General features: G+C 71.5%; 21 protein-coding genes. 8 read left to right on the forward strand and 13 right to left on the reverse strand.

The features are described 5' to 3' along the window. Positions 1-81 precede the first annotated feature (81 nt). Genes ACQUQD_RS25750 through ACQUQD_RS25765 form a run of 4 tightly spaced genes read right to left on the reverse strand, consistent with a single transcriptional unit; the run spans position 82 to position 5,077 of the window. Positions 82-1,428, reverse strand: coding sequence for an AAA domain-containing protein (locus tag ACQUQD_RS25750; protein WP_428957657.1), 1,347 nt, complete (start codon positions 1,426-1,428; stop codon positions 82-84). 2 nt (positions 1,429-1,430) lie between these two features. Continuing rightward, positions 1,431-3,026: a hypothetical protein gene (locus tag ACQUQD_RS25755; RefSeq protein ID WP_428954495.1), complete on the reverse strand. Its 1,596-nt coding sequence runs from the start codon at positions 3,024-3,026 to the stop codon at positions 1,431-1,433. A 37-nt stretch (positions 3,027-3,063) separates the two neighbouring features. Then, a complete protein-coding gene (locus tag ACQUQD_RS25760; protein WP_428957658.1) occupies positions 3,064-4,194 on the reverse strand; it encodes a hypothetical protein in 1,131 nt (376 codons plus the stop codon). Continuing rightward, on the reverse strand, positions 4,145-5,077 hold the full coding sequence (locus ACQUQD_RS25765) for a phosphatase PAP2 family protein (protein ID WP_428954496.1): 933 nt from the start codon (positions 5,075-5,077) through the stop codon (positions 4,145-4,147). The genes ACQUQD_RS25760 and ACQUQD_RS25765 overlap by 50 nt, the downstream gene beginning before the upstream one ends. A gap of 230 nt (positions 5,078-5,307) precedes the next feature. Between ACQUQD_RS25765 and ACQUQD_RS25770 the strand changes: the two genes are divergently transcribed. Beyond that, a complete protein-coding gene (locus tag ACQUQD_RS25770; protein ID WP_428954497.1) occupies positions 5,308-5,907 on the forward strand; it encodes a histidine phosphatase family protein in 600 nt (199 codons plus the stop codon). A gap of 154 nt (positions 5,908-6,061) precedes the next feature. Here the strand turns inward: ACQUQD_RS25770 and ACQUQD_RS25775 are convergent, their stop codons facing one another. Beyond that, complete coding sequence (locus tag ACQUQD_RS25775; protein WP_428954498.1) at positions 6,062-7,459, reverse strand: tetratricopeptide repeat protein; 1,398 nt, start codon at positions 7,457-7,459, stop codon at positions 6,062-6,064. 323 nt (positions 7,460-7,782) lie between these two features. Here ACQUQD_RS25775 and ACQUQD_RS25780 point away from each other — a divergent pair, with 323 nt between their 5' ends. Both ACQUQD_RS25780 and ACQUQD_RS25785 read left to right on the forward strand, forming a co-directional pair. Next, positions 7,783-8,211, forward strand: coding sequence for a hypothetical protein (locus ACQUQD_RS25780; protein WP_428954499.1), 429 nt, complete (start codon positions 7,783-7,785; stop codon positions 8,209-8,211). A gap of 87 nt (positions 8,212-8,298) precedes the next feature. Beyond that, the gene (locus tag ACQUQD_RS25785) at positions 8,299-9,186 is read left to right on the forward strand and encodes a spermidine synthase (RefSeq protein ID WP_428954500.1); all 888 of its coding nucleotides are present in this window, start codon (positions 8,299-8,301) and stop codon (positions 9,184-9,186) included. A 13-nt stretch (positions 9,187-9,199) separates the two neighbouring features. Here the strand turns inward: ACQUQD_RS25785 and ACQUQD_RS25790 are convergent, their stop codons facing one another. After that, complete coding sequence (locus ACQUQD_RS25790) at positions 9,200-9,736, reverse strand: hypothetical protein (RefSeq protein ID WP_428954501.1); 537 nt, start codon at positions 9,734-9,736, stop codon at positions 9,200-9,202. A 157-nt stretch (positions 9,737-9,893) separates the two neighbouring features. Between ACQUQD_RS25790 and ACQUQD_RS25795 the strand changes: the two genes are divergently transcribed. The 5 genes from ACQUQD_RS25795 to ACQUQD_RS25815 all read left to right on the forward strand — a co-directional run bounded on the left by ACQUQD_RS25795 (position 9,894) and on the right by ACQUQD_RS25815 (position 15,166). Next, the gene (locus ACQUQD_RS25795; protein ID WP_428954502.1) at positions 9,894-10,598 is read left to right on the forward strand and encodes a response regulator transcription factor; all 705 of its coding nucleotides are present in this window, start codon (positions 9,894-9,896) and stop codon (positions 10,596-10,598) included. Then, entirely contained in the window at positions 10,595-11,992 is a 1,398-nt protein-coding gene (locus ACQUQD_RS25800) for a sensor histidine kinase (RefSeq protein WP_428954503.1), read from the forward strand. The genes ACQUQD_RS25795 and ACQUQD_RS25800 overlap by 4 nt, the downstream gene beginning before the upstream one ends. A 112-nt stretch (positions 11,993-12,104) precedes the next feature. Next, positions 12,105-13,592 carry a glycoside hydrolase family 18 protein gene (locus tag ACQUQD_RS25805; protein ID WP_428954504.1) on the forward strand — a complete coding sequence of 496 codons (1,488 nt, stop codon included), beginning with the start codon at positions 12,105-12,107 and terminating at the stop codon, positions 13,590-13,592. A gap of 152 nt (positions 13,593-13,744) precedes the next feature. Continuing rightward, on the forward strand, positions 13,745-14,323 hold the full coding sequence (locus tag ACQUQD_RS25810; RefSeq protein ID WP_428954505.1) for a TetR/AcrR family transcriptional regulator: 579 nt from the start codon (positions 13,745-13,747) through the stop codon (positions 14,321-14,323). A 72-nt stretch (positions 14,324-14,395) separates the two neighbouring features. Beyond that, on the forward strand, positions 14,396-15,166 hold the full coding sequence (locus tag ACQUQD_RS25815; protein WP_428954506.1) for an SDR family NAD(P)-dependent oxidoreductase: 771 nt from the start codon (positions 14,396-14,398) through the stop codon (positions 15,164-15,166). Positions 15,167-15,248: 82 nt separating this feature from the next. Here the strand turns inward: ACQUQD_RS25815 and ACQUQD_RS25820 are convergent, their stop codons facing one another. The 7 genes from ACQUQD_RS25820 to ACQUQD_RS25850 all read right to left on the reverse strand — a co-directional run bounded on the left by ACQUQD_RS25820 (position 15,249) and on the right by ACQUQD_RS25850 (position 25,451). After that, complete coding sequence (locus ACQUQD_RS25820) at positions 15,249-16,898, reverse strand: bifunctional aspartate transaminase/aspartate 4-decarboxylase (RefSeq protein ID WP_428954507.1); 1,650 nt, start codon at positions 16,896-16,898, stop codon at positions 15,249-15,251. A gap of 31 nt (positions 16,899-16,929) precedes the next feature. Then, positions 16,930-18,633, reverse strand: coding sequence for an aspartate-alanine antiporter (gene aspT / locus ACQUQD_RS25825; RefSeq protein WP_428954508.1), 1,704 nt, complete (start codon positions 18,631-18,633; stop codon positions 16,930-16,932). Between the two features lie 14 nt (positions 18,634-18,647). Next, positions 18,648-20,324, reverse strand: a complete 1,677-nt coding sequence (gene aspT / locus ACQUQD_RS25830; RefSeq protein WP_428954509.1) for an aspartate-alanine antiporter — start codon at positions 20,322-20,324, stop codon at positions 18,648-18,650. 99 nt (positions 20,325-20,423) lie between these two features. Then, positions 20,424-21,890, reverse strand: coding sequence for a GH1 family beta-glucosidase (locus ACQUQD_RS25835; protein ID WP_428954510.1), 1,467 nt, complete (start codon positions 21,888-21,890; stop codon positions 20,424-20,426). Positions 21,891-22,189: 299 nt separating this feature from the next. Further along, complete coding sequence (locus tag ACQUQD_RS25840; protein ID WP_428954511.1) at positions 22,190-23,098, reverse strand: carbohydrate ABC transporter permease; 909 nt, start codon at positions 23,096-23,098, stop codon at positions 22,190-22,192. Continuing rightward, complete coding sequence (locus ACQUQD_RS25845; RefSeq protein ID WP_428954512.1) at positions 23,095-24,126, reverse strand: carbohydrate ABC transporter permease; 1,032 nt, start codon at positions 24,124-24,126, stop codon at positions 23,095-23,097. Before ACQUQD_RS25845 ends, ACQUQD_RS25840 begins: the two co-directional genes overlap by 4 nt. Next, on the reverse strand, positions 24,123-25,451 hold the full coding sequence (locus ACQUQD_RS25850; RefSeq protein ID WP_428954513.1) for an ABC transporter substrate-binding protein: 1,329 nt from the start codon (positions 25,449-25,451) through the stop codon (positions 24,123-24,125). The genes ACQUQD_RS25845 and ACQUQD_RS25850 overlap by 4 nt, the downstream gene beginning before the upstream one ends. Positions 25,452-25,571: the final 120 nt, after the last annotated feature.

Here is a 25,571-nt window from a genome sequence, read left to right on the forward strand (position 1 = left end):
TCCTCCTCGTGCAGACGTGCGGCCCCGCGGTCCGTGCCGGGGCCATCTTCCATTGTCCCCGGGGACGCAAGGGGGCCCTGCCTACGGTCTCCAGGCCACCCGGTGCTCCGACAGCCGGGCCAGCACGGAGTGATTGGCCTCCCAGCCGTCCGGGAACTTCACAGTCACTCCCAGCTGCACCGGCTCCGTCGACGGATGCTCGTCCAGCAGATCGGCGACCCCCTCCCGGCACACCACGATGCACGCATGCCGGTGCCGGGACGCGAGCACGCACAGCCGGCCCGTCTCCAGGTGGAACGCCGTCGCGTCCGGCCGCCCGGACAGCGGGTGCAGCACCACGGTCACGTCGAACTCCCGGCCCTGCAGCCGGTTCGCCGTGTCCACGGTGACGTCCGTGACGCCCAGCTCGGCCAGCGCGGCCCGCACCGCCGCCGCCTGGTCGCGGTGCGCGGTGCCGACACAGATCCGGTCCGCCGTCAGCGGAGCCTCCCGCGGACCCCGCTCGGAACGCGTGACGCCCTCCCGGTCCAGCAGCCGCCGCACCACGAGCGCCACCGCCCGCACCGCCTCCGGATCGGTCCGGGGCGTGTGCGCGGCGGGCAGTTCGAGCAGGCCCCAGCCCGACTCGGCCGCCTCGTCGATGACCCGGTCGGGGCCCGAACCGTCCGACGCCGCACGGAAGCTCAGCTCCCGGTCGCCCTCGTCGGTGCCGCTGCGGAACGGAGTGAACGGATAGAACGCCCCCGACACCAGCGGCGCCGCCGACGCCGGCAGCCGCCACGACACCGGCAGCCGGTGCTGCGGCAGGTCGGGGTTGTGGGCCAGCAGCGTCGACACCGCCGACGCCGACGGGTCGTACGACAGCCCCGCCCACTGCTCCGAGCCGACGATCGCGAACGGGTCCAACTGCCCCGGATCGCCCACGAACAGCGCCCGCTCGAACAGCCCGGCCACGGCCAGCAGCGCGTCGGACCGCATCTGGTACGCCTCGTCCACGATGGCGTGCCGCCACGGATCGACGCCCTTCACATGGGCCCATTTCGCGGCGGTCGAGATCACCACCGGCAGCGGTGCCAGATCGCCCGCCTTCGTCGACGTTCGCACGTTCGCCAGGTCGTCGAGCGCCTTGTCGTACGCGTCCGGGTCACTGCTGTGCAGCCGGCCGACGGGCAGCTCCGGGTTCTTCTCGTGGAGCCGTACGACGAGGTCGTCCACCTGCGCGTTCGTCTGCGCGACCACCATCAACGGCCTTCCCGCACCGGCCAGTTCGAGCGCGGCCCGCACCACCAGGGTCGACTTCCCGGCGCCCGGCGGGGAGTCCACCACGACGCCGCGCGCGTCGCCGTGGAGCGTGTCGCGCAAGATGGCCTCCGTCGCCCGGGTGGCGGCGACGGACGGGCTGAGGACGGCCGGGGTCAGCGGTGTCACGGTCACAGGAGGTCCTCCGAGGTCACGGCGTCCGGTGTCTCCGCGGCCGAGCCCGGCGGGCCGCCGTGCGTCCACGGGGTCTCCTCCGGATCCGGCAGTGTGGGCCCGCCGCGCTGCTCGTGCTCGAACAGCGTCCAGCACACCCGGTCCCCCTTGCCCGGCACCGACCCGTCCTCCGGCTCCTTGCCGCGCCCCATCTTGTCCAGCACCCGCAGGACGACCGCGCCCGGGGAACCGTCGGCGCCGTCCTCGTACCCCACGAACTCGGCCGCCTGCGGCTTGCCGGCCAGGGAGCGGTACACCTTCACGCGCTCCCCGAGATGCGGCCGGTCCTCCGTGCGCACCGTGACCAGCGGCCGCGGGCGCTTCTTGTCGTTGTACGCCGCCACGACCTCGGTCACCTCTCCGGCGAACGCCTCCCCGGACAGCCGCCGTCCCGCCATCACCAGCGGGTCGTCGAGCGCCTCCTGCGCGTCCAGGCGGGCCTGTTCACGCTCGCGCGTCGCCAGCTTGTTGGCCGCGGTCACCGCGTCGTCGCGGCGCGGCTGCGGCGGTTCGCCCGCGGCGACCCGGTCGCGGTGCCCGGTGAACGACCACCGGTCCCGCGTCCAGCGCTCCGCGGCGCGCGGGCCCTCGGGCAGCGTGCACAGCAGGTCGAGTCCGCGCCACACCGCGTCCCAGGTGGGCCGGGTCCGTGACTCCACCAGATCGTGGATCTCCCGCTCGGCCGCGGTGAGTTCGGCCAGGCGGCCGTCGGCCTCGACCGCGTCCTCGGTGGCGGCCAGCCGCGTACGGGCCCGGTCGTAGCGCTCGATCGCGGGAGCCAGCAGTCTGTTGTCGAAGGCCGGGTCCGTGGCCGGGCCGGCCGGCGGGCACAGCAGCTGGCCGTCCGCGCCCCGGTCCAGCTCGGCGCGGAGCGCGGCCTCGGCGCCCGACGTGCCCTCCGGCGCGGCGATCCAGGCCAGCAGCGCCCCCAGGTGCTGGTCCTCCAGGCTCGACTGCCCCGTCGCCCAGTGCCGGGAGAGCAGGTCCGTCATGGCGAGCAGGAGCGAGGAGCCGGGGACCCTGGCCCGCTCGCCGTAGTGCGTCAGCCAGCGGCCGAGCAGCGGGACGTGCGGCGGCGCCGGGTACGGCGTCTCGGGATCCTGCTCGGCCGTCCGGCGAAAGCGCATCGAGCGGCCGAGCAGCCGGACGAACTCGATGCCCGCGCGGCTCGGCACGATCAACTGCGGCGCGTCCGCGCACAGTTCGACCTCGACCTTGACCTTCTTGCCGGTCTCCGGGTCGGTCTCGCTGCGCTCGGCGGCCTCGACCTCGGCGGTGTACCCGTCGACGTACGGCAGGACCGTCTCCGCGAGCTGCGTCAGGAAGGCGAAGCGCAGGTCGCGGTCGCGGGGCTGCGGCACGACGAGCAGGCGGGGTGCGGTGCGCTCGGTGCCGACCAGGGCGCCGAGCGGGGCGCCCGTCTCGCCCGCGGTGATGAGCGGCACGAGGACCAGCGGGCGCTGGGACAGATGCCGGTGCCGGACCGTGGCGGTGGGCTGGGCGCGGCCGGTGCTGGTGGCTTCCAGCCGGGCCAGGTGGTTGATCAGGCTCACGGGGTGGGCTCCTCGGACAGGCCGGTCACATCAGGGTTCAGCACCGCGCCCCCGCCAATGCCTCGGCCCGCAGCGCCGCCGCCCGCCGCAGCGCCGCCACCGTCGGATCCGCGGGGTCGCCCGCCTCGCCGTGGGCGGCGGCGAGCACCGCGTCCACCGTGGTCAGACCGCCGAGCTCGGCGCGCAGCGGCCGGCCGAGCGCCGTCACCGCGCCCGCCGCCCGCGACCGGTCACGGCAGTGGAACGCCAGCTCGCACGCGGCCAGGCACTCCGGCGCGTACGTCGCGGGCACCGATTCGACGGCCGCCGTCAGCTCGGCGGGGGAGCGGGCCGGGTCGAGGACGGTGCCGGGCGGCAGCTGCGCCGCGATGTCCTCGATCCGGGTCAGGCGCCGCAACTGGCGCCGCGTCACCGACAGCTGCCGGCGCACGTCGACGGCCGACGCGGCCGGCAGGTTCGAGAAGTCCTTCGGGCAGACCAGGACGACGCGGTCACGGACCCGCACCGCGATGTCCGGCATCCGGTCCGCGAGCTGCTCCAGGGCCAGCACGTACACCGCCGCCTGGCGGGCCGCCGCGCCCACCTTCGCCGCGTCCGCTGCGCCGTCGATCATCGGGAAGGACTTGATCTCGACGACCGTCCAGCTCCCGTCGGGATGCACGACCACCGCGTCCGGCTCCAGGAACGCCGGGCTGCCCGCCACGTCCAGGGCGAGCATCGGATGGTCGAGGAACGTCCAGGTGCCGGGGGCCTCCACCGCCTCGCGCAGCGCGAGGCGCGTGCGCTCGGTGCGGCCCTCGGGCCCGATCGCCGACAGGTCGGGGGCGCGGACGAGCTCGGGGGCCGGCTCCGGGGCGTCGCCGCCCACGCGCGCGTGCACCAGGTGCAGCAGCTGGGCGCCGCCGTCCGCCTTCACCCGCGCCTCGAACACATTGCCGCGGGTCAGCGCGAACTGGGACTGGCCGAACGCGGAGGGCGAGCCGAGCGCGTCCGCGAGACGGGCCTTGTCCACTCCCGCGCCGTCCAGCAGCGCGCGCCTGCTGCACCCCGGGTTCGCCGCGAGCGCGGCCAGGGCGCGGGCGTCCAGCGGGCGCGGCGGATTGTCGGGGCCGCGCAGCTCAGCGAGCCGGTGCCGCAGCCCCGTCGCCTGAGTCGCGGGGCGCGGCAGCCTTGCGCTGTCGGGGAATTCGCTCACCCGGGGAAGTCTGGCACTCTCCACTGACAATCGAGGAACGTGTGGCGGAAGGGGCTGCTTCGGAACCGCCCGCGGCCATGACGTTCACCCGGTCCCTGGCCCGTGCCGCGAGCCTGGTCACCGGCTTCGTGAGCAGCAGACCCGCGCCCATCACGGCGACCCCGGCCAGCGCGTCGAAGAAGTAGTGGTTGGCCGTGCCCATCACGACGATCGTGGTGATCAGCGGGTAGGCGACGCCCGCGGCCTTCACGTACGGGTTGCGGCTGTGGCGCCACAGCATGATCCCGCACCACAGCGCCCACCCGACGTGCAGGCTCGGCATCGCCGCGTACTGGTTCGTCATGCCGCCCAGGCCCTTGGGCGCGCTGGCCGCGCCGCCCCACCAGCCGTACGAGCTGTACTGGGCCATCGTGTCGACGAAACCGTGGCTCGCGGTGAGCAGCCGCGGCGGGCAGGTCGGCAGCAGCGTGAAGCCGATCAGGCCGATCATCGTGGAGGTCATCAGCCAGGTCCTGGCCGCCCGGTACAGGTGGGCGCGGCGGCGGAAGAGCCAGATCAGGACGGCCGGGGTGACCACGTAGTGCAGCGAGGCGTACCAGAAGTCGGCGGGGACGCCGATCCAGGCCTCGCGGGTGAAGAGACGGTTCAGCGGGTGTTCGAGATTGAGGTGGACGGCCTTCTCGGCGCGGAGGATCGCGAGCCCGTGGTCGACGGCCGTGCTCACATCGCCGCGGGCGAGCAGCCGGCCCGCCGAGTACGCGCCGTACACGAGGACGAGCAGCGGCAGTTCGGTCCACCAGCGGAGCCGGGCGCCGGGTATCGCCTCCGTGCGTGGTGCGTGGTCGATCTGCGACATTTCGGGCCGCTCCCCCTCTTCCTCGTCCGGCGGCCTCCGGCCACATCGGTCACCCTACGGTGTAAGCGGGGTGCTGGGAGGCTTACCCCTGACCCTCGTAGACGCGGAGATCACTGACCGGGTTGCCCGGCGGGCGGTCCGCAATCAGGTTGCGCGATGATGGACGGGGCAACGTTCCCCGTTCGCTCCCCGTTCACCCCGTATGTCCTGTCGTCGTGAAAGGTCCCCGCATGGCACCGCGCATCCTGTTGGCCCGGCACGGACAGACGGAATGGTCCCTGTCCGGACGGCACACCGGCAGGACGGACATCCCGCTCCTGGAAGAGGGGCGGCGCGGCGCCAAGCTGCTCGGCGAACGGCTGCACCGGGCGCCCTACGACGGTCTGGCCGACGTGGAGGTGCGCACGTCGCCGCTGGTGCGGGCGAGCGAGACGTGCGAGCTCGCCGGATTCGGGGACCGGGCCACCGCGTGGGACGCGCTCATGGAGTGGGACTACGGCGCGTACGAGGGCCTCACCCCGGCGCAGATCCAGGAGCTGCGGCCCGGCTGGTTCATCTGGCGCGACGGTGTGCCCGACGGTGAGACGCTCGCCGAGGTGACGGCGCGGGCCGACGAGGTCGTGGCCTGGGCCCGGTCCGCCGACCGCGACGTCCTGGTCTTCGCGCACGGGCACATCCTGCGGTCGATCGGGGCACGCTGGCTCGGCCTCCCCCTCGACTTCGCGTCCCGGATCCGGCTCAACCCGACGTCGCTGTCCGTACTGGGCTGGGCCTATGGGGAGCCGGCGCTGGAGAGCTGGAACGAGACGGGGCACCTGGCGGTGGGCTGACCGGTCACGCGTCCGCGCCGTTGCGGGTGGTGTTTCGTCGGCGGGTGCGGCCCGGTGGGGCTTCTCGCGCAGTTCCCCGCGCCCCTGAGGCATGCAGCTTCGCTGCTGCCTCATCGAACTGCGCGATCCGCACCCGGCGACCGGAGCGGGGCCGCTAGCGGCGCGACGTCGCGTGTGCCTCCAGGAAGGATGCGACCCCGGCCGCCCGGCGATGGGGCAGAAGAACCCGCGCCGTGGTCGCCAGCATCGACTCGATCCGGGAGGACCGCACATCGCGGAGCAGGCCGAGCGCCCGCGACCCCGCGTCGGCGGCCTCGTCGGGCCGGCCGGAGCGGGCCAGGTCGTCCGCCAGTTCGGCGGTGTACAGGGCGATGTTGCGGGTGAAGTGCGGATCCTGCAGGGCGGCGGCGCGCCGCGCGTGCCGGGCGGCGCGGTGCCATTCGCCGAGCGCCGACCAGCACTGCGCCTCCAGACCCTCCAGCTCGGCCTCGCCGTAGAACGACATCCACTCCGGGTCCGCGTCCGAGCCGCCCCGCGCGAACAACGCCTGCGCCCGCGCCAGCGACCGCTCGCACGCCGGGCGGTCGCCGAGCCCGGCCCAGCCGCCCGCCTCCCGCAGCGCGAGCAGCGAGAGCAGCCGCGGCGAACCGAGCGGCGCCGCCACCCGGGCCGCCGCCTGCGCCGCCCGTACGGCCTCGCGCGGGCGGCCCGCGTCGCGCGCGAGGAACGCGGTGTTGCAGAACGCGTGCGCCTCCAGCGCCTCGTCACCCGCCATCCGCGACGTGGCGAGCGCCTCCGCGTAGTGCGAACGCGCGTCGTCGAACCGGCCCGAGTCGTGCGCCAACCAGCCCACCGAGATGGACAGTTCACCCGCCCCGGCGGTCAGCCGCTCGGCGACGTCGCCCTGCGCGGTGCCCGCGTCGAGCAGCTCGAAGGCGGTGCGCAGCGGCGTCGCCGCCCGCCGGTACAGGCCGTCGCCGCCGTGCCGGTCGTCGAGCAGCCGGATCCGCCGGATCGCCTCCTCCACCGCGCCGGCGCCGGCCCGCGCGGGATGCCGGTCGAGAGCGGCGTCACCGGGGGCGGCGCCGAGCGGGACGCCGAAGGGCGTCAGGGTGGCGACGGCCACGGTGGCCGTCGAGCCGGTCATGCCGGTCATGAATGCGCGACGCCGCACGTCGCTCTCCTCGTGGTGCGTGTGCTCAGGGACTTCGGGGTCATCGGGGCGCGGGTGCGCGGTGGCCACGGGTGGGCGCGCGCCCCGGCCGCGTACCGAGGCGCGGGGCGCGAACCCGAGGTCCGTGAGCGACCGGCCCGGGAACATGTGCAGGAACACCCGCTCGTACGCGTAGTTGGGGCAGCGGATCGCGCCCGCCTCCACGCGGCCGATGTAGCGCGCGTCGCAGCTGACCCGCTCGCCGATCTCGCGGGCCGCACGCCGTACCGCGGCGGCGAACTCGCCCGGCGAGCGCTGCCCGCGCAGCCGCCGGAAGGCGAGATTCGGCCGCGGGGCCTGGGGTTCCGAGGCGGCCGGGACATACGGAGACGACGTCATGGGCGGGTCCTCCCGTGCGAACCGTGCCGGAGACCAGGGGAGTTGGGCGGACTCGGGAAGCCGGGCAGCACCTGCGAGTCGGCAACTCCCTTGTTCCGGCGAGGCTCGAAGGTACCGGCTGTGACAGTCCCGACACGCAGTGTTTGGCTACAAAACGGATATCTCACCCGCGATCTGCCATGAACTGCCATCCTTTGCGGCGGCGTGCCGCCGTAGCCGTTGACGCCCGTATGCGTTGAACCATGCGGCGAAACCCCATCTGGCGTGAGAGCCACGTACGCGAAGAGCGAGGAGGGGCCGACATGTTGGACGCGTCACTTCCCATGACGTCACAACCCGCGGCGTCGTTGTCGACGGCGCGGCACTGCCCGAGCGAGGAGCGCAGTGCGCAGCCGCCCGGCGCCTGCGACCTCGTGACGGTGCCGTCCCGGCAGGGCCTGGAGGCGGTCGACATCCTGCGCCGCGGCAGCACAGAACCGGTCGGCCCGGTGTTGCACGACGGCGGCGGCGACACCCTCGGCTTCCTCGTCCCGCCCGGCACCGCCGACGGCTGGGACGTGCCGGGCAGCGCCTGTACGCACACCCAGGGGCGGGGCCTCTCGCTCGCCCCGCCCGTCGAGGGCACCGGCTGGCTGCTGCCGCCCGACCCCGCGGCCTCGCCGGACGGCGACCTCGTCACCGACCCGGCCGTGCTGCGCGCCGCGCTCGACGAGGCGGCCCGCCTGATCGAGGCCGCCGACAACTGCCGCTGAGCCGGTCCGCCCGCCCGTCGCCCGCCGGCGCCCTGCTCGAACCCCCTTCGGGGCGCCCTTCGGACCGCGCCCACGGATAATGGCCGGATGGCGAGGTCACGCGGGAATCAGGGGCGCAAGGGCGACAGGGACGGCCGGGGATCCCGGGAGTCCGTCGTGCAGAGCGTCGACGGCGGGCTCGCCGAGCTGATACCCGACCGGGACCGGCCGGCCGGCTGGACCCTGTACCTGGACGGTGCGCCGCAGTCGCACGTCGACCTCGACGACCCCGCCCACCTCTCCTTCGAGTACCAGCGCCGCATCGGCCACGTCCTCGACCTGGCCGCGGACCCGGGCCGCCCGGTCCAGGCCGTGCACCTCGGGGGCGGCGCCTTCACCCTGGCCCGCTACGTCGCGGCGACCCGGCCCCGCGCCACCCAGCAGATCGTGGAGAGCGACGGCCCCCTCGTCCAACTCGTGCGCTCCGCGCTGCCGTTGGACCCCGGAGCCCGTATCCGCGTCCGGACGGCGGACGCCCGCGCCGCCCTCGCCAAGCTGCCCGACGACTGGGCCGACGTCCTGGTGGCGGACGTGTTCAGCGGGGCCCGTACCCCGGCCCACCTCACCACCACCGAGTTCCTCACCGAGGTGCGGCGCGTGCTGCGGCCCGCCGGCACCTACGTCGCCAACCTCGCCGACGGCCCGCCCCTCGCGTATCTGCGCGCGCAGATCGCCACCGCCGCGGCCGTCTTCCCCGAACTGGCCCTGATCGCCGACCCCACGGTGCTGCGCGGCAAGCGCTTCGGCAACGCGGTCCTGGTGGCGTCGGCGCTGCCGCTGCCGGTCGCCGAACTGACCCGGCGCGCGGCGGGCGACCCGCACCCCGGCCGGGTGGAGCACGGCCGGGCGCTGGTGGACTTCACGGGCGGAGCCGTGCCGGTCGCGGACGCCGCCGCGAAGGCGTCCCCTGCGCCGCCGCCCTCCGTGTTCCGCTGACGGCAGGCCTCGGTCAGTAGTCGGCGATCTCCACCGTCGGCCGGTGGTCGTGCCAGGTGCAGAACACCGACACCTTCTTCTCTCCGGACGTGAACTCCACTCGGATCCACGTCGTCTGCTTCCACACCTGCACCGACCAGCCGGGGCCCGGCGTCGCGGACACCAGCGTCGCCGACGTCTCGCCGAGGTCGAAGACCGCACGGCCGCCCTCCGTCGCATAGCTCTTCACGTTCCCGGCGGACGCCGTGGCGGAGGACGCGGCGCCGGGCGGCGACGTACCGGGCCGGGGCGTCGCCGACGGCGTCCGGCTCGGCTTCGACGGCTTCGACGAGGGCGTGGACGACGTCGTGGACGGCGACGGCTCCGGCCGGTGCGTGGACGAGGAGAGAGGCGACGCCGAGTCGGACTCGTCGGCCGCGACCACCGGCAGCGCCCTCGGCGGGTCGTACGCCGTTCCGGACATCACCGTGTGCACGCCCCACCACGACAGGGTCACCGCGGCCCCGGTGGCCAGCAGCCAGGCCACCGTGTGCACCAGACCCCGGCGCATCGGGTGCGGGACCCGAGACGGATCCGGGGGCTGCGGTGGCGGTGGCATCGGTTGCATCGCGGGCCATACTGCACCACACCCGCCACCGCTGTCCCACAGAGTCCGCGGTCACTCGGGGGGAGGACCGCAAACGCCCGGATGGCGTACGGTGCCGCCCATGGCAAGTGTGCTCGTGGTCGAGGACGACCAGTTCGTGCGCTCCGCCCTCATCCGGCACCTGACCGACGCAGCGCACACCGTGCGCAGCGTCGGCACGGCCCTGGAGGCGCTGCGCGAGGTCGCCCATTTCCGTTTCGACGTGGTGATCCTCGACCTCGGTCTGCCCGACCTGGACGGGGCCGAGGCGCTGAAGATGCTGCGCGGCATCACCGACGTACCCGTGATCATCGCCACGGCCCGGGACGACGAGGCCGAGATCGTCCGGCTGCTGAACGACGGCGCCGACGACTACCTGACCAAGCCGTTCTCGCCCGAGCACCTGTCCGCGCGGATGGCCGCCGTGCTGCGCCGCTCGCGCGGGAGCGCCGCCGCCGAGCCGCCGTCCCGGCTGCTCCAGGTCGGCGGGCTGTCCATCGACCCGCTGCGCCGCCAGGCCGAGCTGGACGGGGCCCGGCTCGACCTGACCCGCCGCGAGTTCGACCTGCTGGCCTTCCTCGCCGGGCGCCCCGGCGTCGTCGTCCCCCGCAAGGAACTCCTCGCCGAGGTGTGGCAGCAGTCGTACGGGGACGACCAGACCATCGACGTCCATCTGTCCTGGCTGCGCCGGAAGCTGGGCGAGACGGCCGCGCGCCCCCGCTATCTGCACACCCTGCGCGGCGTCGGCGTGAAGCTGGAGCCGCCGCGCCCGGAGTCGTCGCTGTGAGATGGGCACTGGTCAAGGTGTGCCTGGCCGTCACGACGATGGTGGTGGTCGCGTTCGCCGTTCCGCTCGGGCTCGTCATCAAGGAGATGGCGCGGGACCGGGCGTTCTCGAACGCCGAGCGGACCGCCGCCGCCATCGGGCCCACCCTCTCCATCACCACCGACCGCGACCAGCTCGCCCGGGCGCTCGCCACCGCGCAGACCGGCGGCGAGGACCGGATGTCCGTGTACGTCCCGGCAGCCGGCGGGGATCCCGAGATCCGGCTCGGCAAGCAGTGGGTGGACCCGGCGAGCCTGGACATCAGCCGGGCCCGGCACGACGAGGTCCCGGGCGGTTCCGTGTGGCTGCAGCCGATCGCCGTGAGCACCGTGAAGATCGCCGTCGTCGAGGTGTTCGTCCCCGAGGCGGAGGTCACCAATGGCGTGACGACCTCCTGGGTCGTGCTCGCCGGCGTCGGCGTCGCCCTCATCATCGGCTCGGTGGCCGTGGCCGACCGGCTCGGGGTGCGCATGGTGCAGCCCGCGCAGCGGCTGGTCGGCGCCGCGCACGACCTGGGGGAGGGCAAGCTCGGCGCGCGCGTCCCCGAGGACGGGCCCACCGAACTGCGGCTGGCCGCCGTCGCGTTCAACTCCATGGCCGACCAGGTCGTGCAGCTCCTGGCGAACGAGCGGGAGCTGGCGGCCGACCTCTCGCACCGGCTGCGCACGCCGCTGACCGTGCTCCGGCTGAACGTCGCCTCGCTCGGGGAGGGCACCGCCGCCGAACAGACCCGGGTCGCCGTCGAGCAGCTGGAGCGTGAGGTCGACACCATCATCCGTACGGCGCGGGACGCCAAGCCGCAGACCGCCGCGGCCGGTCCGGGCGCCGGCTGCGACGCCGCCGAGGTGATCCGGGAGCGGATGGACTTCTGGTCGGCGCTCGCCGAGGACGAGGGCCGCAAGGTCCGGGTCGCCGGGGTCGACCGGCCGGTGCGGATCCCGGTCGCCCGCGGCGAGTTGGTGGCCGCGCTCGACGCGCTGCTCGGCAATGTGTTCCGGCACACGCCCGAGGGCACCGCCTTCGCCGTCGACGTGCACAGCGGCGAGGACGCCGTGATCGTGCTCGTCTCGGACGCCGGGCCCGGCATCCTCGACCCGGAGGCGGCGATGGCCCGGGGCGCGGGGTCGGGCAGCGACGGCTCGACCGGGCTCGGGCTGGACATCGTGCGCCGCCTCGCCGAGTCGACCGGCGGCGACGTGCGGATCGGCTCGTCCGTGCTCGGCGGCACCGAGGTGCGCATCTGGGTGCAGCTCGACGGCCGGGCCCCCGGTGAGAGCCGCCGCGGACGCGGACATCGGGGCCGGGAACGTAAAGGACTGGTCTCGACCTTTAATCGCTCCCGATCCCTTCCTTAAGCCAACCCTAAGATCCTCAATCCCCTTCCCGGTTGCCCGAATTGACGGATTCCGGATCGCTAGCGTGCTGCCGCACCCCCAACACCCCCCGTACAGCTAAGGCAGGCACGCGATGAGCAGCACGCACCGGCGCAGGGTCAGCGGCAGGAACAAGGCGATAGGCGGCGTCGTCGCCGCGGCCGTCGTGGGCGGCGGAGCCTTCCTGTTCGCCTCCAGCGCGTCGGCGGCCTCGGTCGGCGCCGCGTACACCAAGACCAGCAGCTGGTCCGGCGGCTACACCGGCCAGTACGTCATCAAGAACGACACGGACAAGGCCCAGTCCGACTGGACGCTGGAGTTCGACCTGCCGTCCGGCGCCAAGCTCAGCTCGCTGTGGAACGCCGACTCGAAGGTCGCCGGCTCGCACGTCACCGTGAAGCCCTCCTCCTGGGACAAGCAGGGCATCGCCGCGGGCAAGTCCGTGACCGTCGGCTTCGTCGTCTCCGGCGACGCCGACCCGACCGGCTGTCTCATCAACGACGCCAAGTGCTCCGTCGACGACGCCGCCACGCCGGAGCCGAGCGGCCGCCCGACCGAATCGGCGAAGCCCAGCCCGAGCGCCTCCGCCTCGGCGTCCTCGACCGCCAAGCCCAGCACGACGGCGACGGCGAGCCCCTCGGCGTCCTCCTCGTCCGGCTCCGGTTCGGGCTCGGGCTCCGGTTCGGCGGCGGGCGCCGGCTTCGCCCCGTACGTCGACACGTCGCTGTACCCGAAGTTCGACCTGGTCGCCTCCTCCAAGGCCTCCGGCGTCAAGGAGTACAACCTCGCCTTCATCACCTCAGGCGGCGACTGCAGCCCGAAGTGGGGCGGCGTGACCGACCTCGGCAGCGACGAAGTCGCCTCGCAGATCGGTGACTTGAGGGCCGCGGGCGGCGACGTCCGGGTCTCCTTCGGCGGCGCCTCCGGCACCGAGCTGGCGCAGGCCTGCTCCTCGGCGGGCGAGCTGGCGAAGGCGTACCAGAAGGTCGTCGACCAGTTCAAGCTCACCAAGGTCGACTTCGACGTCGAGGGCGGCGCCCTGCCGGACACGGCCGCCAACACCAAGCGCGCCCAGGCCATCGCGACCCTCCAGAAGGACAACCCGGACCTGAACGTCTCCTTCACGCTCCCGGTCATGCCCGAGGGCCTCACCTCGGACGGCGTGAACTTCCTGAAGAACGCCAAGTCCAACGGCGCGAACGCCGACCTCGTCAACATCATGGCGATGGACTACGGCGCCTCGTACGACGGCGACATGGGCACCTACGCCGAGCAGGCCGCGACCGCCACGCAGGCCCAGATCAAGAGCGCGCTCGGCCTCTCCGACGCCGCCGCCTGGAAGGCCGTCGCGATCACCCCGATGATCGGCGTCAACGACGTCAGCGCCGAGGTCTTCAAGGTCGACGACGCCACGCAGCTGGTCACCTTCGCCAAGGAGAAGGGCCTGGGCGGCCTGTCGATGTGGTCCGCGACCCGCGACAAGCAGTGCGAGGGCGGCGCCTCGAACTCGGCGCAGCCGACCTGCAGCTCGATCGAGCAGTCGGCCAACGCGTTCCAGAAGGCGTTCGCCGCCTTCAAGTAGCCACGAGGGCCCTTCGGGAAACCGCGAGGGCCCTGCCACAGCCACTGAGTGAACGGGGGACTGAACCCCGGCCGGTCCACCCCCCACCCGGCCGGGGTTCATTTCGTCCTCGGTTATTGACCCACAGGTCCATTACCTCGTACGGTCCTGCCATGGCGAGACCGCGGACGTTCGACGAGGACCAGGTGCTGGACAGCGCGATGGACGTCTTCTGGCGCAAGGGGTACGCGGCGACCACTCCGCAGGACCTCGTCGACGAGCTGGGCCTCGGCAAGGGCAGCCTCTACAACGCCTTCGGCGGCAAACGCGCCCTGTTCGACCGGGCGTTGACCCGCTACCGGGACACCCAGGCCGTCCGTCTGACGGAGCTCCTGGAGGGGCCGGGCCCGGTCAGGGCGCGTATCCGCGAAGCCCTGCGGCTCCTGGTCGAACTCGACTTCACCGACTCGGACCGGCGTGGATGCATGGCGGTCAACACGGCGACCGAGCTGGCGCGGTCGGACCCGGCGGCCGCGGAGACGGTGCGCCGCATGTTCGCGCGCACCGAGCAGGCGTTCCTCGCCGAGCTCCAGAAGGCGCAGCGCGCCGGGGAGATCGATGCCGCGCGCGACGTACGGGCCCTCGCCTCACTCCTGCTGGGCGCCGTGATCGGTATGCGGGTCCTGGCCAAGACGGCCGACGGGCGGGCCCAGGTGGAGCGCGTGGTGGACGGGCTGCTCGACACGCTGTGACACGTACGGGGCGGGGCCCGGTTTTCGTGTGTCCATGTTTTGTACCTACGGTTAAAAAATGGAGCAGGGCTGATGGAGCTGAACCTCACCGGCAAGGCCGCCCTCGTCACCGGCGCGAGCCGCGGCATAGGCCTGGCCGTCGTCCGCGCCCTGGTCGCGGAGGGCGCCCATGTCGTCGGCGCGGCACGCACGATCACGCCCGAGCTGAAGGAGACGGGCGCGCGGGCGGTCTCCGTCGACCTGGCGACCCCGGACGGCCCGGATGAACTCGTCGCCCAGGCAGGGGAGTTCGACATCCTGGTCAACAACGTCGGTGGCGGCGACTCCACGCGCGTGGGCAGCTTCCTCGACGTCGACGACGACGGTTGGCGGCGCACCTTCGACGTGAACTTCTACGCGACACAGCGCCTGGCCCGCGCCGCCCTGCCCACCCTGATCGAGCGGCAGGGCGCGATGGTGAACGTCTCCTCCGTCGGGGCCCGCATGCCGGCCGCCGGGCCCGTCGACTACAACGTCGCGAAGGCCGCCCTGACCGCCCTCGGCAAGGCGCTCGCGGAGGAGTTCGGCCCGCGCGGCGTCCGCGTCAACACGGTGTCACCGGGCCCGGTCCGCACCGGCCTCTGGGAGGCCCCGGGCAGCTTCGGCGCCCAGCTGGCCGCGGCCAACGGCGTCGACCACGCGGACTTCCTCACCCGGGCGCCCGAGTTCATGGGCATGACGACCGGGCGCCTCGCCGAGCCCGAAGAGGTCGCCGCCCTGATCGCCTTCCTGGCGTCGCCGGTGGCCGGGAGCGTGACGGGAGCGGACTACCTGATCGACGGCGGCCTGGTGAAGGTGGCCTGACGGCGTCCGGGACGTCCGCCGGGCCGGGCCGTCGGCAGGGGCCGGGCGGAGCCCTTCCGGCCCCGCCCGGCCCCGAGGGGCGTCAGCCCTTCGACGTCCGCCACTCCTCCGCGTAGTCGTTGAAGATCGCCCGCAGGTGGTGGCCGATCTTCAGGTAGTCCAGGTCGTCGAGGTTGGCCAAGGAGACGCGGACCGACCACTCCGGGCCCTCGAAGCCGCCGCCGTTGAGCAGCACCACGCCCGTCTGCTGGGCGAGGCGGAACAGCGGGTCGATGGGCTCGTACGTCTGCTCCAGGTAGGACGCGAACTCCTCGCCGTGTTCGAGCTGGGCCTGCGCCATCAGGTCCAGCTCGATGTAGTAGCCGGCCCGGTGGGCGTCGTCGGAGATCTTCATCTGCGCTCCCTCCAGCAGGAGTTGGAGGCGCTGCTGGACGATGGAGCGGATGCGCAGCTTGTACGCCTGCCCCTCCTCCAGCATGTCGAAGAGGGAGAACAGGCCGAGCATGACCTGCTGGGGGAGCGACAGGCCCGCCGTGTGGTTGAGGGCGACCTGGCGGGAGTCGGCGACCAGGCGGTCGATGAACTTGATCTTCTCCGGCTCCAGGGTGAGGGTCCCGTACCGCTTGTTCAGGCGCTCCTTGGCGTCCGCGGGCATGGCCGCGATGAGCTCGTCGATCACGTTGTCGTCGTGCAGGCCGATCACACCGAGCCGCCAGCCCGTGCAGCCGTAGTGCTTGGAGTACGAGTACACGAGCAGGGTGTTGCGCGGCAGGTCGGCCGCGATCGACCGGAAGCCCTCCACGAAGGTGCCGTACACGTCGTCCGTGACGATGAGGAGGTTCGGGTTCTTCTCGGCGACGATGTTCTTGATCTGGTTCGCGACCCGCTGACTCAGCGCGAGGGAGGGCGGGTTGGAGGGGTTGACCAGGCAGACCAGCTTGATCTCCGGGTCCTCCAGCTTGGCGACCTCCTCCTCCGGGTAACGCCACTCGCGCACGCCCGCCTCGGCGAACATGTTGGCCTCCACGTACGTGACGTCGAACTCGTACGTGTCCAGCTCGGGGATCTCGATGTACGGCGTGAACACCGGCACCATCAGGGCGATCTTGTCGCCCTTCTTCAGCACGCCGTTCTTCATCAGCGAGTCGAAGATGTAGCACATGGCGGCGGTGCCGCCCTCGGTCGCGAAGTACGAGACGTTCCCCTCGGGCGGCTGCTTGTTGAACATCTCGTCGTCGATGTAACCGCGCACGACCTGCTCGACGTGCGTGAGGATGCGGTCCGGTACCGGGTAGTTGTCGCCGATCGAGCTGTCCGTCAGCTCGTGCACAAAGGCGTCCTTGTCGAACCCGAAGCGCTGGATGCCCATCTGCACGCACTGGGCGAGCATCTCGATGCCGGGCAGGTCGGGGTGGCGGCGCACGAACGTGTCGAAACGCTCGTACGAGCCCTTCTCCTCCGGCATGCCGCCGAGGTTGTCCGCCGTCCACACCCGGCGCGACTCCTCCAGGGCGAAGTAGCCGAGCGCGTAGAACGCCTCGCGCGGCCCGGTCGCGGTCCAGTTCGGGTTGCCGCGCCCCGCGTTGAGCATCTGGACGCTCGACTTGTCCTTCTGGCCCGGCTGGTCGGCCTGCGCCTCCTTGGCGAGGTCGATGAAGATGTTCTTCAGCTCGAAGGGGGAGAGCTGCGCGTACTGCTGGATCTGCTCGCGGGTGAGGGTCGTCTTCGGCATGGTCTTTCCTTACGTCCTTGAACGCTGCGGGTCAGTGGTGGAGCAGGACGATCACGGCGCCCCAGATGGTCAGCAGTACGTTTCCGACGGCGTACGGGATGGTGTAGCCGAGCGTGGGGACCTGGGATCTGGACGACTCGTTGATCGCGCCGATCGCGGCCGTCGTGGTCTGGCCGCCCGCCAGGACGCCCATCAGGATCGGGAAGCGGATCTTCTGGATGTAGTGGCCGACCAGGAAGCCGACGATCAGCGGGATCACCGTGGCCACCGCGCCGAAGACCAGCAGCCCCCAGCCGGCCGTCGACAGGCCGGAGGTGAAGCTGGGTCCCGCGTTGATGCCGACGACCGCGACGAACAGGCACAGGCCGAGCGTGTCCATGAACCACTGGGCGCCGGGCGGCACATTGCCGTACGTCGGGTACTTGCCGCGGATCCAGCCGAAGACCAGGCCCATGATGAGCGCGCCGCCCGACGTGGACAGCGAGATCGGCACGCCGCCCGCGGTGAGCGCCGGGATGCCGATGCAGCCGCCGAGGAAGATGCCGAGCCCGACCCAGATCATGTCGGTCGCGAACGAGGTCGGCACGGCCTTGCCGATCGCCTTGCCCGCCGGGTCCACCAGCCGCTTGGGGCCGGTCAGGATGAGGGTGTCGCCGCGCTCGATCTTCGAGGAGAGGCGGTACGGGAATTCGGCGCCGGAGCGGTAGATCTTGTCGATGTAGACCCCGACCATGAACGGCTCCTTGCGCAACTCGGCCACGCTCTTGCCGAGTTGGGCCTTCTCGGAGGCCACCACGTGCAGCGTCTCCGTCTGGTAGCCGAGCAGCTCCACGTCGTCGGTCTCGCCGCCGATGTGCGTACGGGCGTCGTAGTCGACGAGCGAGCCGCGCAGCGCGCTGAGCGCGACCACGTCGCCCTCGCGCAGCACGGTCTGCTGGTCGTGGTCGAGGATCTGCCCGTCGCGCCGTACCCGCGTGATGTAGATCCGGTGCCCGAGCTGCTGCTGTTGCTGCTCGAAGTCGTCGATGGTGCGGCCGACGATGTCCGGGCGCTGGATGGTGTAGGCGCGCAGCACCACCTCGTAGTAGCCCTCGTGCAGGTCCGGGTCGTCCTCGGGGGCGTCCAGCTCCTTGGCCAGGGCGGCCGACTCGGCGGCGAGGTCCTTGCGGTACAGCTTCGGCAGGACGTTCGCCAGGAGCATCGCGCACAGGATCGTGCCGAGGGGGTACGTCACCGCGTAGCCGATGGCGACGAGGTTGCTCTCGTCCTTGACCTGGGCGGAGGACAGGCCCGGCAGATTGCCGATGGCGTCCTGCGCGACACCGATCACCGCGGACTGGGTGAGGGCCCCGCCGAGCAGGCCGGCGGAGAGCCCGGGCCCGTAGCCGAGCATCGCCGCGAAGCCCCAGCACACCAGCAGGCCGGTGACGCAGACGACGATCGCGTTGATCACCTGCGGCAGGCCGTCCTTCTTCAGGCCGCGGAAGAACTGCGGGCCGACCTTGTAGCCGAGCGCGAACAGGAACATCGTGAAGAACAGGTTCTTCACGGTCCCGTCGATGGTGACCTTGAACTGGGCGCCGAGCAGCAGCCCCGCGACCAGACAGCCGGTGACGGCGCCCAGCGCGATGGCCTTGTAGCGGATCTTCCCGAAGAGGAAGCCGATCGCCACGGTGATGAAGACCAGCAGCTCGGGATGGGGCTGGAAGATGTTCCGATTGAGAAAGTCGATCATGTTCGGGCCGCCTCTCAGTTTCCGAGGACGCCGACGAGCACGGGGCCCGTCAGGGGGAGCAGGAAGTTCGAGAGGGCGTAGGTGATCGTGTAGCCGAGCATCGGCACCGACGACTGCGCCACCTGGGTGACGGCCGTGATCGCGGGGGTCGAGCACTGCTGCCCCGCGATGGCGCCGATCAGCAGCGGCTTCTCGATCCTGAGGAGCTTGCGGCCGACGATCAGCGAGATCGTGGCGGGGATCAGCACCATCGCGATCCCGGCGAACGGCAGCAGCGCCCCGTACTCCTTGAGCAGCGGCCACGCCTGCGGCCCCGACACCAGGCCCGTGCAGGCGATGAAGACCGCCAGGCCCATGTCCTTGATGGTCGAGGCGGCCTGCGGCGGGAACGCGCCGAAGGTCTGCGACCGCGAGCGGAACCAGCCGAACAGCAGGCCCGAGATCAGGCAGCCGCCACCGGTGCCGAGCGACATCGGTACGTCGCCGAACTTCACGACGATCTGGCCGAGCAGCGAACCGGCGGCGATACCGAGCCCCAGGTAGATGAAGTCGGTGGCGTCGTTCTTGACGACGGAGCCGAGCTTCGCGACGAGCTTGCCGAGCCCCGAGCGGGCCCCGACCAGGGTGAGGACGTCACCGCGGTGCAGGACCGTGTCGCCGTTCGCGGGCAGATCGGTGTCGGCGCGCGTGACGTCGGTGACGTACACGCCGTCCTTGAGGAACTCGGGGTTCTCCCGCTGGAGCTGGTCGATCGTCTTGCCGTCGTCGGCCTTGCGCGTGATCGACACCTGCTTGGTGGCCAGCGGCGAGTCGAGGCCGGGCACCCCCGGCGTCTCCGGCCCGATGAGCCGTCCCGCCTCGATGGTGTTCGCCCGCCGGCCGACCACGAGCACCAGGTCGGAGAGGGTGAGCTCCAGGCCGGGGTCGGGGGCGAGGACCTTGCTGCCGCGCTTGACCGACTCGATGGTGACCCGCTCGCCGAGATGCGACTCCAGGTCCCCGACGGTCCGCCCGTCGGCGGTCGTCACCAGGTAGGTGCGGCCGACCATGCCGGGCAGCGCGGGCCGCTCGTCGGCCTCCAGGCTGCCGCGGCTGCGCGTGCGCTCCCACAGCTCGCGGGCGGCGTCGCGCAGGTTGATGCGCAGCATCATCGGCATGATCTGGCTCGTGTAGAGCACGATCGTGATCAGGCCGAAGAGGTAGCAGACCGTGTACGCGGTGGCGACGTTGCCCTGGTACTCGGTGATCTGCTGGGCGGTGAGGCCCGACAGCTTGCCGATGGACTCGGTGGCCGTACCGACGACCGCGGACTCGGTGGCGGCGCCGGCCAGGATGCCGGACGCCGTGCCGACGTCGAGGTCGAAGGCCTTGGCGAGGCCGAAGGCGATGCCGAGGACACAGGCCAGCTCGATGCCGCACAGCACGAAGAAGCGCAGGCTCTTCTTGTTGAGGTTGCGGAAGAACTGGGGCCCGGCCATGTAGCCGAGGGCGAAGATGAACAGCGCGAAGAACACGGTCTTCACGTCGTCGGACACCTGGGCCTTCGTCCAGGCGCCGAGGAGCAGCGAGACGATCAGCGTCCCGCAGATACCGCCCAGGGTCAGCGGCCCCACACGCAGCTTCCCGACGAGGTAGCCGAGCGCCAGGCTCACGAACAGGACGAGTTCCGGATGGTCCTTGAGTACGCCCACGGCGGCTCAGCTGATCTCAATGACGGCGATATGCGACATATACGGAAAATACGGGCCGGTCCCTCGCCTCGCCACGCGACGGACCGGCCCGGGAAGCGGCTACTGGTCGGCGGGCAGCCCGCCGACCCGCGCGACCTGGGAGTACCAGAGAGCACTCGACTTCGGGATGCGGGCCTGCGTCTCGTAGTCGACGTAGACGGCGCCGAACCGCTTGCCGTACCCGTAGGCCCACTCGAAGTTGTCCAGCAGCGACCACAGGAAATAGCCGCGGACGTCGGCGCCCTGGGCGATCGCCTCGTGGATGGCGCCGAGGTGTCCGTGCAGGTAGCGGATGCGGTCGGGGTCGTGGACGCGGCCCTCGGCGTCGACGGAGTCCTCGTAGGCGGCGCCGTTCTCCGTCACGTAGAGCGGAACCCCGGGGGCCTGAGCGGTGTAGTCAAGGAGAAGGTCCGTGAGGCCGGTCGGATCCACCGGCCAGTTCATCGCGGTCACCTCACCGGGCGCGTGGTGGAAGACGATGTCGTCGGCGCCCGGCCAGGGGGAGTGGTCACTGGCGCCGTGACCGTCCAGCCTGGGTCCGTCCTGCTCGCCGCGCGGGCCGGAGACGACGGCGGGCGTGTAGTAGTTGATCCCGATGAAGTCGAGGGGCTGGTGAATGACGTCGGTGTCCCCGTCCTGCACGAAGGACCAGTCCGTCACGCGCGCGGTGTCGTCGATCAGGTCCTGCGGGTAGGCGCCCTTCAGGATCGGCCCGGTGAAGACGCGGTTCGCGAGCGCGTCGATCCGGCGCTTGGCGTCCAGATCGGCCGGAGCGTCGGTGAGCGCCCTGACCACGCTCGGGTTGAGGCTGATGCCGATGCCCGCCCGGGCCGGCAGCGCGGCGCGCAGCGCCGAAGTGGCCAGCCCGTGGCCCAGGTTGAGGTGGTGCGCGGCGCGCAGCGCGGCGGCGGGGTCGGTGCGGCCCGGGGCGTGCACCCCCGAGCCGTACCCCAGGAAGGCGCTGCACCAGGGCTCGTTGAGGGTCACCCAGCTCTCGACGCGGTCACCGAGCGCCTCGCCGACGATCCCGGCGTACTCCGCGAACCGGTGGGCGGTGTCGCGCGCGGGCCAGCCGCCGGCGCTCTCCAGCTCCTGGGGCAGGTCCCAGTGGTACAGGGTCGCCATCGGCTTGATCCCGTGCGCGAGCAGCTCGTCGACGAGCCCCCGGTAGAAGTCGAGCCCGCGCTGCACGGCGGGACCGCGCCCGGTGGGCTGCACGCGCGGCCACGCCACGGAGAAGCGGTACGCGGTCAGGCCCAGGTCCGCCATGAGGCGCACGTCGTCGCGCCACCGGTGGTAGTGGTCCACGGCGATGTCCCCGGTGTCGCCGTTCACCACCTTCCCCGGGGTGTGGCTGAACGTGTCCCAGATCGAGGGGGTGCGTCCGTCCTCCCGCACGGCGCCCTCGATCTGGTACGCGGCCGTGGCCGACCCCCAGAGAAACCCTGCGGGAAATCGGGCCCCCTCCGGTGCGGCAGGTGCGGTGAGGGCGGTGGTGGTGACGCCGGTGTTGTCAGTGGTGGTCATAGGAGCGCTCCCATGGGGGTTGTGGAGGGGGGACGGTTTCGGGTTCGGGCGGGATGCGGCGGGGCGCCGTAGGGGTGGCGGTTCGGTGCCGGGTGCGGGTCCGGTGGGGGCTGGTCGCGCAGTTCCCCGCGCCGCTGAGATGCGCACTGCGTGCGCCATCTCATGAGGCGCGGCGAAGCCGCATGCCTCAGGGGCGCGGGGAACTGCGCGAGAAGCCCCACCGGTCCGCACCCGGCGACGAGACCGACACACCCCCGGCGGGATTCCGTACCGGCCCCGCCGAAGGCGACGACGACCGGTTACCCCTTGACCGCGCCCTGCATGATGCCGCCCACGATCTGCTTGCCGAACAGCAGGAACGCGATGAGCAGCGGCAACGTGCCGAGCAGGGCGCCGGCCATGATGACCGAGTCGTCGGGGATGTACCCGGTGCCCAGCTGGTTGAGGGCGACCTGGACCGTCGGGTTCTCACCGTTGAGCGCGATGATCGGCCACAGGAAGTCGTTCCAGGCCATGACGAAGGTCAGCAGCCCGAGGACCGCCATCGCCGGACGCGCGGCGGGGAACACGACGTGCCAGACCACCCGCAGACTGCTCGCGCCGTCGACGCGGGCGGCCTCGATCAGCTCGGTGGGCAGCGCGCCCACGAGGTACTGCCGCATGAAGAACGTACCGAAGGCGCTGACCAGGGTCGGCAGGATGACGGTCTGCAGCTGGTTGGCCCAGCCCAGGTCGGACATCCACAAGTACAGCGGCACGACGGCCAGTTGCGGCGGAATCATCATCGTGCCGATGGTCATCAGCAGCAGCGTCGTGGAGAACCGGAACCGCAGCTTGGCGAAGGCGAACCCGGCCAGCGTGGAGAAGAGCACGGTGCCCACGGTGATGGAGGCGGCCACGATGATCGTGTTCCACATCGCGGTGCCCATGCCGGCCTGGTTCCAGGCGGTCTCCAGGTTCTTGAACAGATTGCCGCCGAACCAGAACGGCGGCGGCGTCTGCGCGAGCCGGGTGTTGGTGCGCGAGGCCGCGATCGCCGTCCACAGCAGCGGGGCGAGCGAGACCACGGCGAACAGGGCGAGGACGACATAGGTGACCGGTCCCGCGTGCAGCTGCTTGCCCGCGCCGAGCACCCGCCTGCGGACGGGCGGTCCGGCGGCGACCTCGTCCGCCACCTGGCCGGGCGTCACATCACTGATGGTGGTCATTGGGTCTTCCTCAGCCGTCGGGTGATCAGCAGGTTGATCGCGGCGATGACCAGCAGGATCAGGAACATCGACCAGGCGATGGCGGACGCCTTGCCGAGGTTGCCGACGATCCAGCCCTGGTCGTACATGTACAGGCCGAGCGTCTGGTACTGGTGCTCGGACCCGCCCTTGGTGCCGCTCACCCCGCCGAACAGCAGGGGCTCGCCGAAGAGTTGGGTCGCGCCGATGGTGGAGACGACCACGGTGAACAGGATCGTCGGGCGCAGCATCGGAACGGTCACGTGCCGGAACTGCTGCCAGCGGTTCGCGCCGTCCAGGGCCGCCGACTCGTACAGGTCGGCCGGGATCGCCTGCATCGCGGCGAGATAGATCAGCGCGTTGTACCCGGTCCACCGCCAGATCACGATGGAGGAGACCGCGAACTGCGAACCCCAGTCGGACTCACGCCAGTTGACCGGGTCGATGCCGACCAGGTCGAGCACCCAGTTGATCATTCCGGTGTCCGGCGAGAACAGCAGGACGAACACGAGTGTCGCCGCCGCCACCGAGGTCGCGTACGGGGTGAGCATGACGACGCGCCACACGGTCGAGCCGCGCAGCCGGTAGTTGAGCATGTGCGCGAGCCAGATCGCCACGATCAGCTGCGGCACCGTCGACAGGACACCGATGGAGAACGTGTTCCCCAAGGCGTTCCAGAAGAAGTCCGACTCGAAGAGGTTCTTGTAGTTGTCCAGGCCCGCCCAGGTCTGGTTGTCCAGCGCCGACAGCTGCACGTTGTGCAGCGAGTACCAGGCGGTGTAGAGCAGCGGCACCAGCGAGAAGGCGCCGAAGATGATGAAGAACGGAGAGATGAACGCGTACGGCGACGCCTTCATGTCCCAGCGGTACAACCGGCTGCGCCAGGAGGAGGAGCCCGGAGGGGTACCACGACCTTGAGCGCTCCGGGCCGCGCCCGACTCCTCGAGGGAGTCGGACGCGGCGTCGGCGCTCGACGAGGACTGCCGATACGCCTGTTCGGAGCTGGTCACTGGCCGAGCACGTCCTTGACTTCCTTGGTGGCCGCGTCCCAGCCCTGCGCGGGCGACTTGCCCTTCTGCTCGACCTGGAGGATGCCGGTGTCGGTGATCGCGGTGCCGATCGGCTGGTCCTTCACACCGAAGACCTGGACCGGGATCGTCTTCGCCGAGTCGGAGAAGATCTGCGTCAGCGGAGCGTCGGAGAAGTACGCGGTGGTCTTGGCCTCGGGCTTCAGGCTCGCGTACGCCGACGGGGTGGACGGGAAGCTGGCCTGCTCACCGAAGACCTTCGCCTGCTGCTCGGGGGCCGTCAGCCACTTGGCGAAGGCGATGGCCTCCTTCTGGTGCTTGCTCGCGGTCGGCACACCGATGAACGAGCCGCCCCAGTTCGCCGCGGTCGGCGCCGCCGCCACGTCCCACTTGCCCTCGCCGGCCTTGCCGGCCTTGGTCTGGATGTAGCCGAGCATCCACGCGGGGCAGGCCACCGTGGCGAAGGTGCCGTTGGCGAAGCCCTGGTCCCACGGCTTGTCGAACTGCTTCAGCTTGGCCGACATGTCACTGGTCGCCACCGTCATCGCGGCGTCCCAGGAGCTCTTCACACCCGAGGACTTGTCCCAGATGACGTTGCCGTCCTTGTCGTAGTAGCGCTCCTTCTCCCCGCCGAGCGCCGCGTTGTAGACCGAGGACGCCGAGTCCACGAACTTGGTGCCGCTCGGCGCCTTCTTCATGTACTGCTTGCCCAGGTCGACGTACTTGCTCCAGTCGCCCTGCCAGGACGCGGCGAGCTTGGTGCGGTCGGTCTCCAGACCGGCCTTCTCGAAGAGGTCCTTGCGGTAGCAGATGGCCATCGGGCCGACATCGGTGCCGAGCGCGATCTGCTTGCCGTCCTTGGTGGTGGCCTGGGCGTTCTTCCAGTCCAGCCACTGCGACTTGTCGACCTCCTTGCCGATGTCGACGAACTTGGCGGCCTGGGTCTGCACCGCCTCGGTGATGTTGCCGACCTCGATGGCCTGGACGTCGTCCGTACCGGACCCGGCCTGCAGACGGGTGAGCGTCTTGGGCCAGTAGACATCGGTCCGCGTGGTGACGTTCTCCTTGACCGTGATGTCCGGGTGCAGCTTCATGTACTCCTCGTACAGCCCGGCCTGCTTGTACCCGAAGGTGCCGAAGGTGCCGATGGTCAGCGTCGTCCCGCCCTTGCCGCCGGAACCCCCGCTCGACCCTTCGTCGGATCCGGAACCGTCGTCGCTCGCGCATCCGGCAAGCAGCCCTGTGGCCAGGGCGGCGGCGACCGCGAAGGTCATCGCGCGTCGGGACATACGGGCAGTCGTGCGCATTGCGTCCTCCAAGTGCTCAATTGCTCTCACATGCATGTCCCGGCCAACTGCCTTGCTGGACCCGTGCGTTCACTTGCGGCTCGGTCGGGGAACGTGCGGCTTCTGTATGCGTCCACTAGG

The organism is Streptomyces sp. cg35 (assembly GCF_050410835.1).
Classification (GTDB): Bacteria; Actinomycetota; Actinomycetes; order Streptomycetales; family Streptomycetaceae; genus Streptomyces.

Bases quoted from the DNA above. Each gene is read 5' to 3' on its own strand.
- ACQUQD_RS25850 (WP_428954513.1), bottom strand. From the start codon at position 25,451: ATGCGCACGACTGCCCGTATGTCCCGACGCGCGATGACCTTCGCGGTC.
- ACQUQD_RS25820 (WP_428954507.1), bottom strand. From the start codon at position 16,898: ATGCCGAAGACGACCCTCACCCGCGAGCAGATCCAGCAGTACGCGCAG.
- ACQUQD_RS25835 (WP_428954510.1), bottom strand. From the start codon at position 21,890: ATGACCACCACTGACAACACCGGCGTCACCACCACCGCCCTCACCGCA.
- ACQUQD_RS25805 (WP_428954504.1), top strand. From the start codon at position 12,105: ATGAGCAGCACGCACCGGCGCAGGGTCAGCGGCAGGAACAAGGCGATA.
- ACQUQD_RS25785 (WP_428954500.1), top strand. From the start codon at position 8,299: ATGGCGAGGTCACGCGGGAATCAGGGGCGCAAGGGCGACAGGGACGGC.
- ACQUQD_RS25810 (WP_428954505.1), top strand. From the start codon at position 13,745: ATGGCGAGACCGCGGACGTTCGACGAGGACCAGGTGCTGGACAGCGCG.
- ACQUQD_RS25815 (WP_428954506.1), top strand. From the start codon at position 14,396: ATGGAGCTGAACCTCACCGGCAAGGCCGCCCTCGTCACCGGCGCGAGC.
- ACQUQD_RS25780 (WP_428954499.1), top strand. From the start codon at position 7,783: ATGACGTCACAACCCGCGGCGTCGTTGTCGACGGCGCGGCACTGCCCG.
- ACQUQD_RS25795 (WP_428954502.1), top strand. From the start codon at position 9,894: ATGGCAAGTGTGCTCGTGGTCGAGGACGACCAGTTCGTGCGCTCCGCC.
- ACQUQD_RS25765 (WP_428954496.1), bottom strand. From the start codon at position 5,077: ATGTCGCAGATCGACCACGCACCACGCACGGAGGCGATACCCGGCGCC.
- ACQUQD_RS25840 (WP_428954511.1), bottom strand. From the start codon at position 23,098: ATGACCACCATCAGTGATGTGACGCCCGGCCAGGTGGCGGACGAGGTC.
- ACQUQD_RS25775 (WP_428954498.1), bottom strand. From the start codon at position 7,459: ATGACGTCGTCTCCGTATGTCCCGGCCGCCTCGGAACCCCAGGCCCCG.
- ACQUQD_RS25790 (WP_428954501.1), bottom strand. From the start codon at position 9,736: ATGCGCCGGGGTCTGGTGCACACGGTGGCCTGGCTGCTGGCCACCGGG.
- ACQUQD_RS25770 (WP_428954497.1), top strand. From the start codon at position 5,308: ATGGCACCGCGCATCCTGTTGGCCCGGCACGGACAGACGGAATGGTCC.
- aspT (WP_428954508.1), bottom strand. From the start codon at position 18,633: ATGATCGACTTTCTCAATCGGAACATCTTCCAGCCCCATCCCGAGCTG.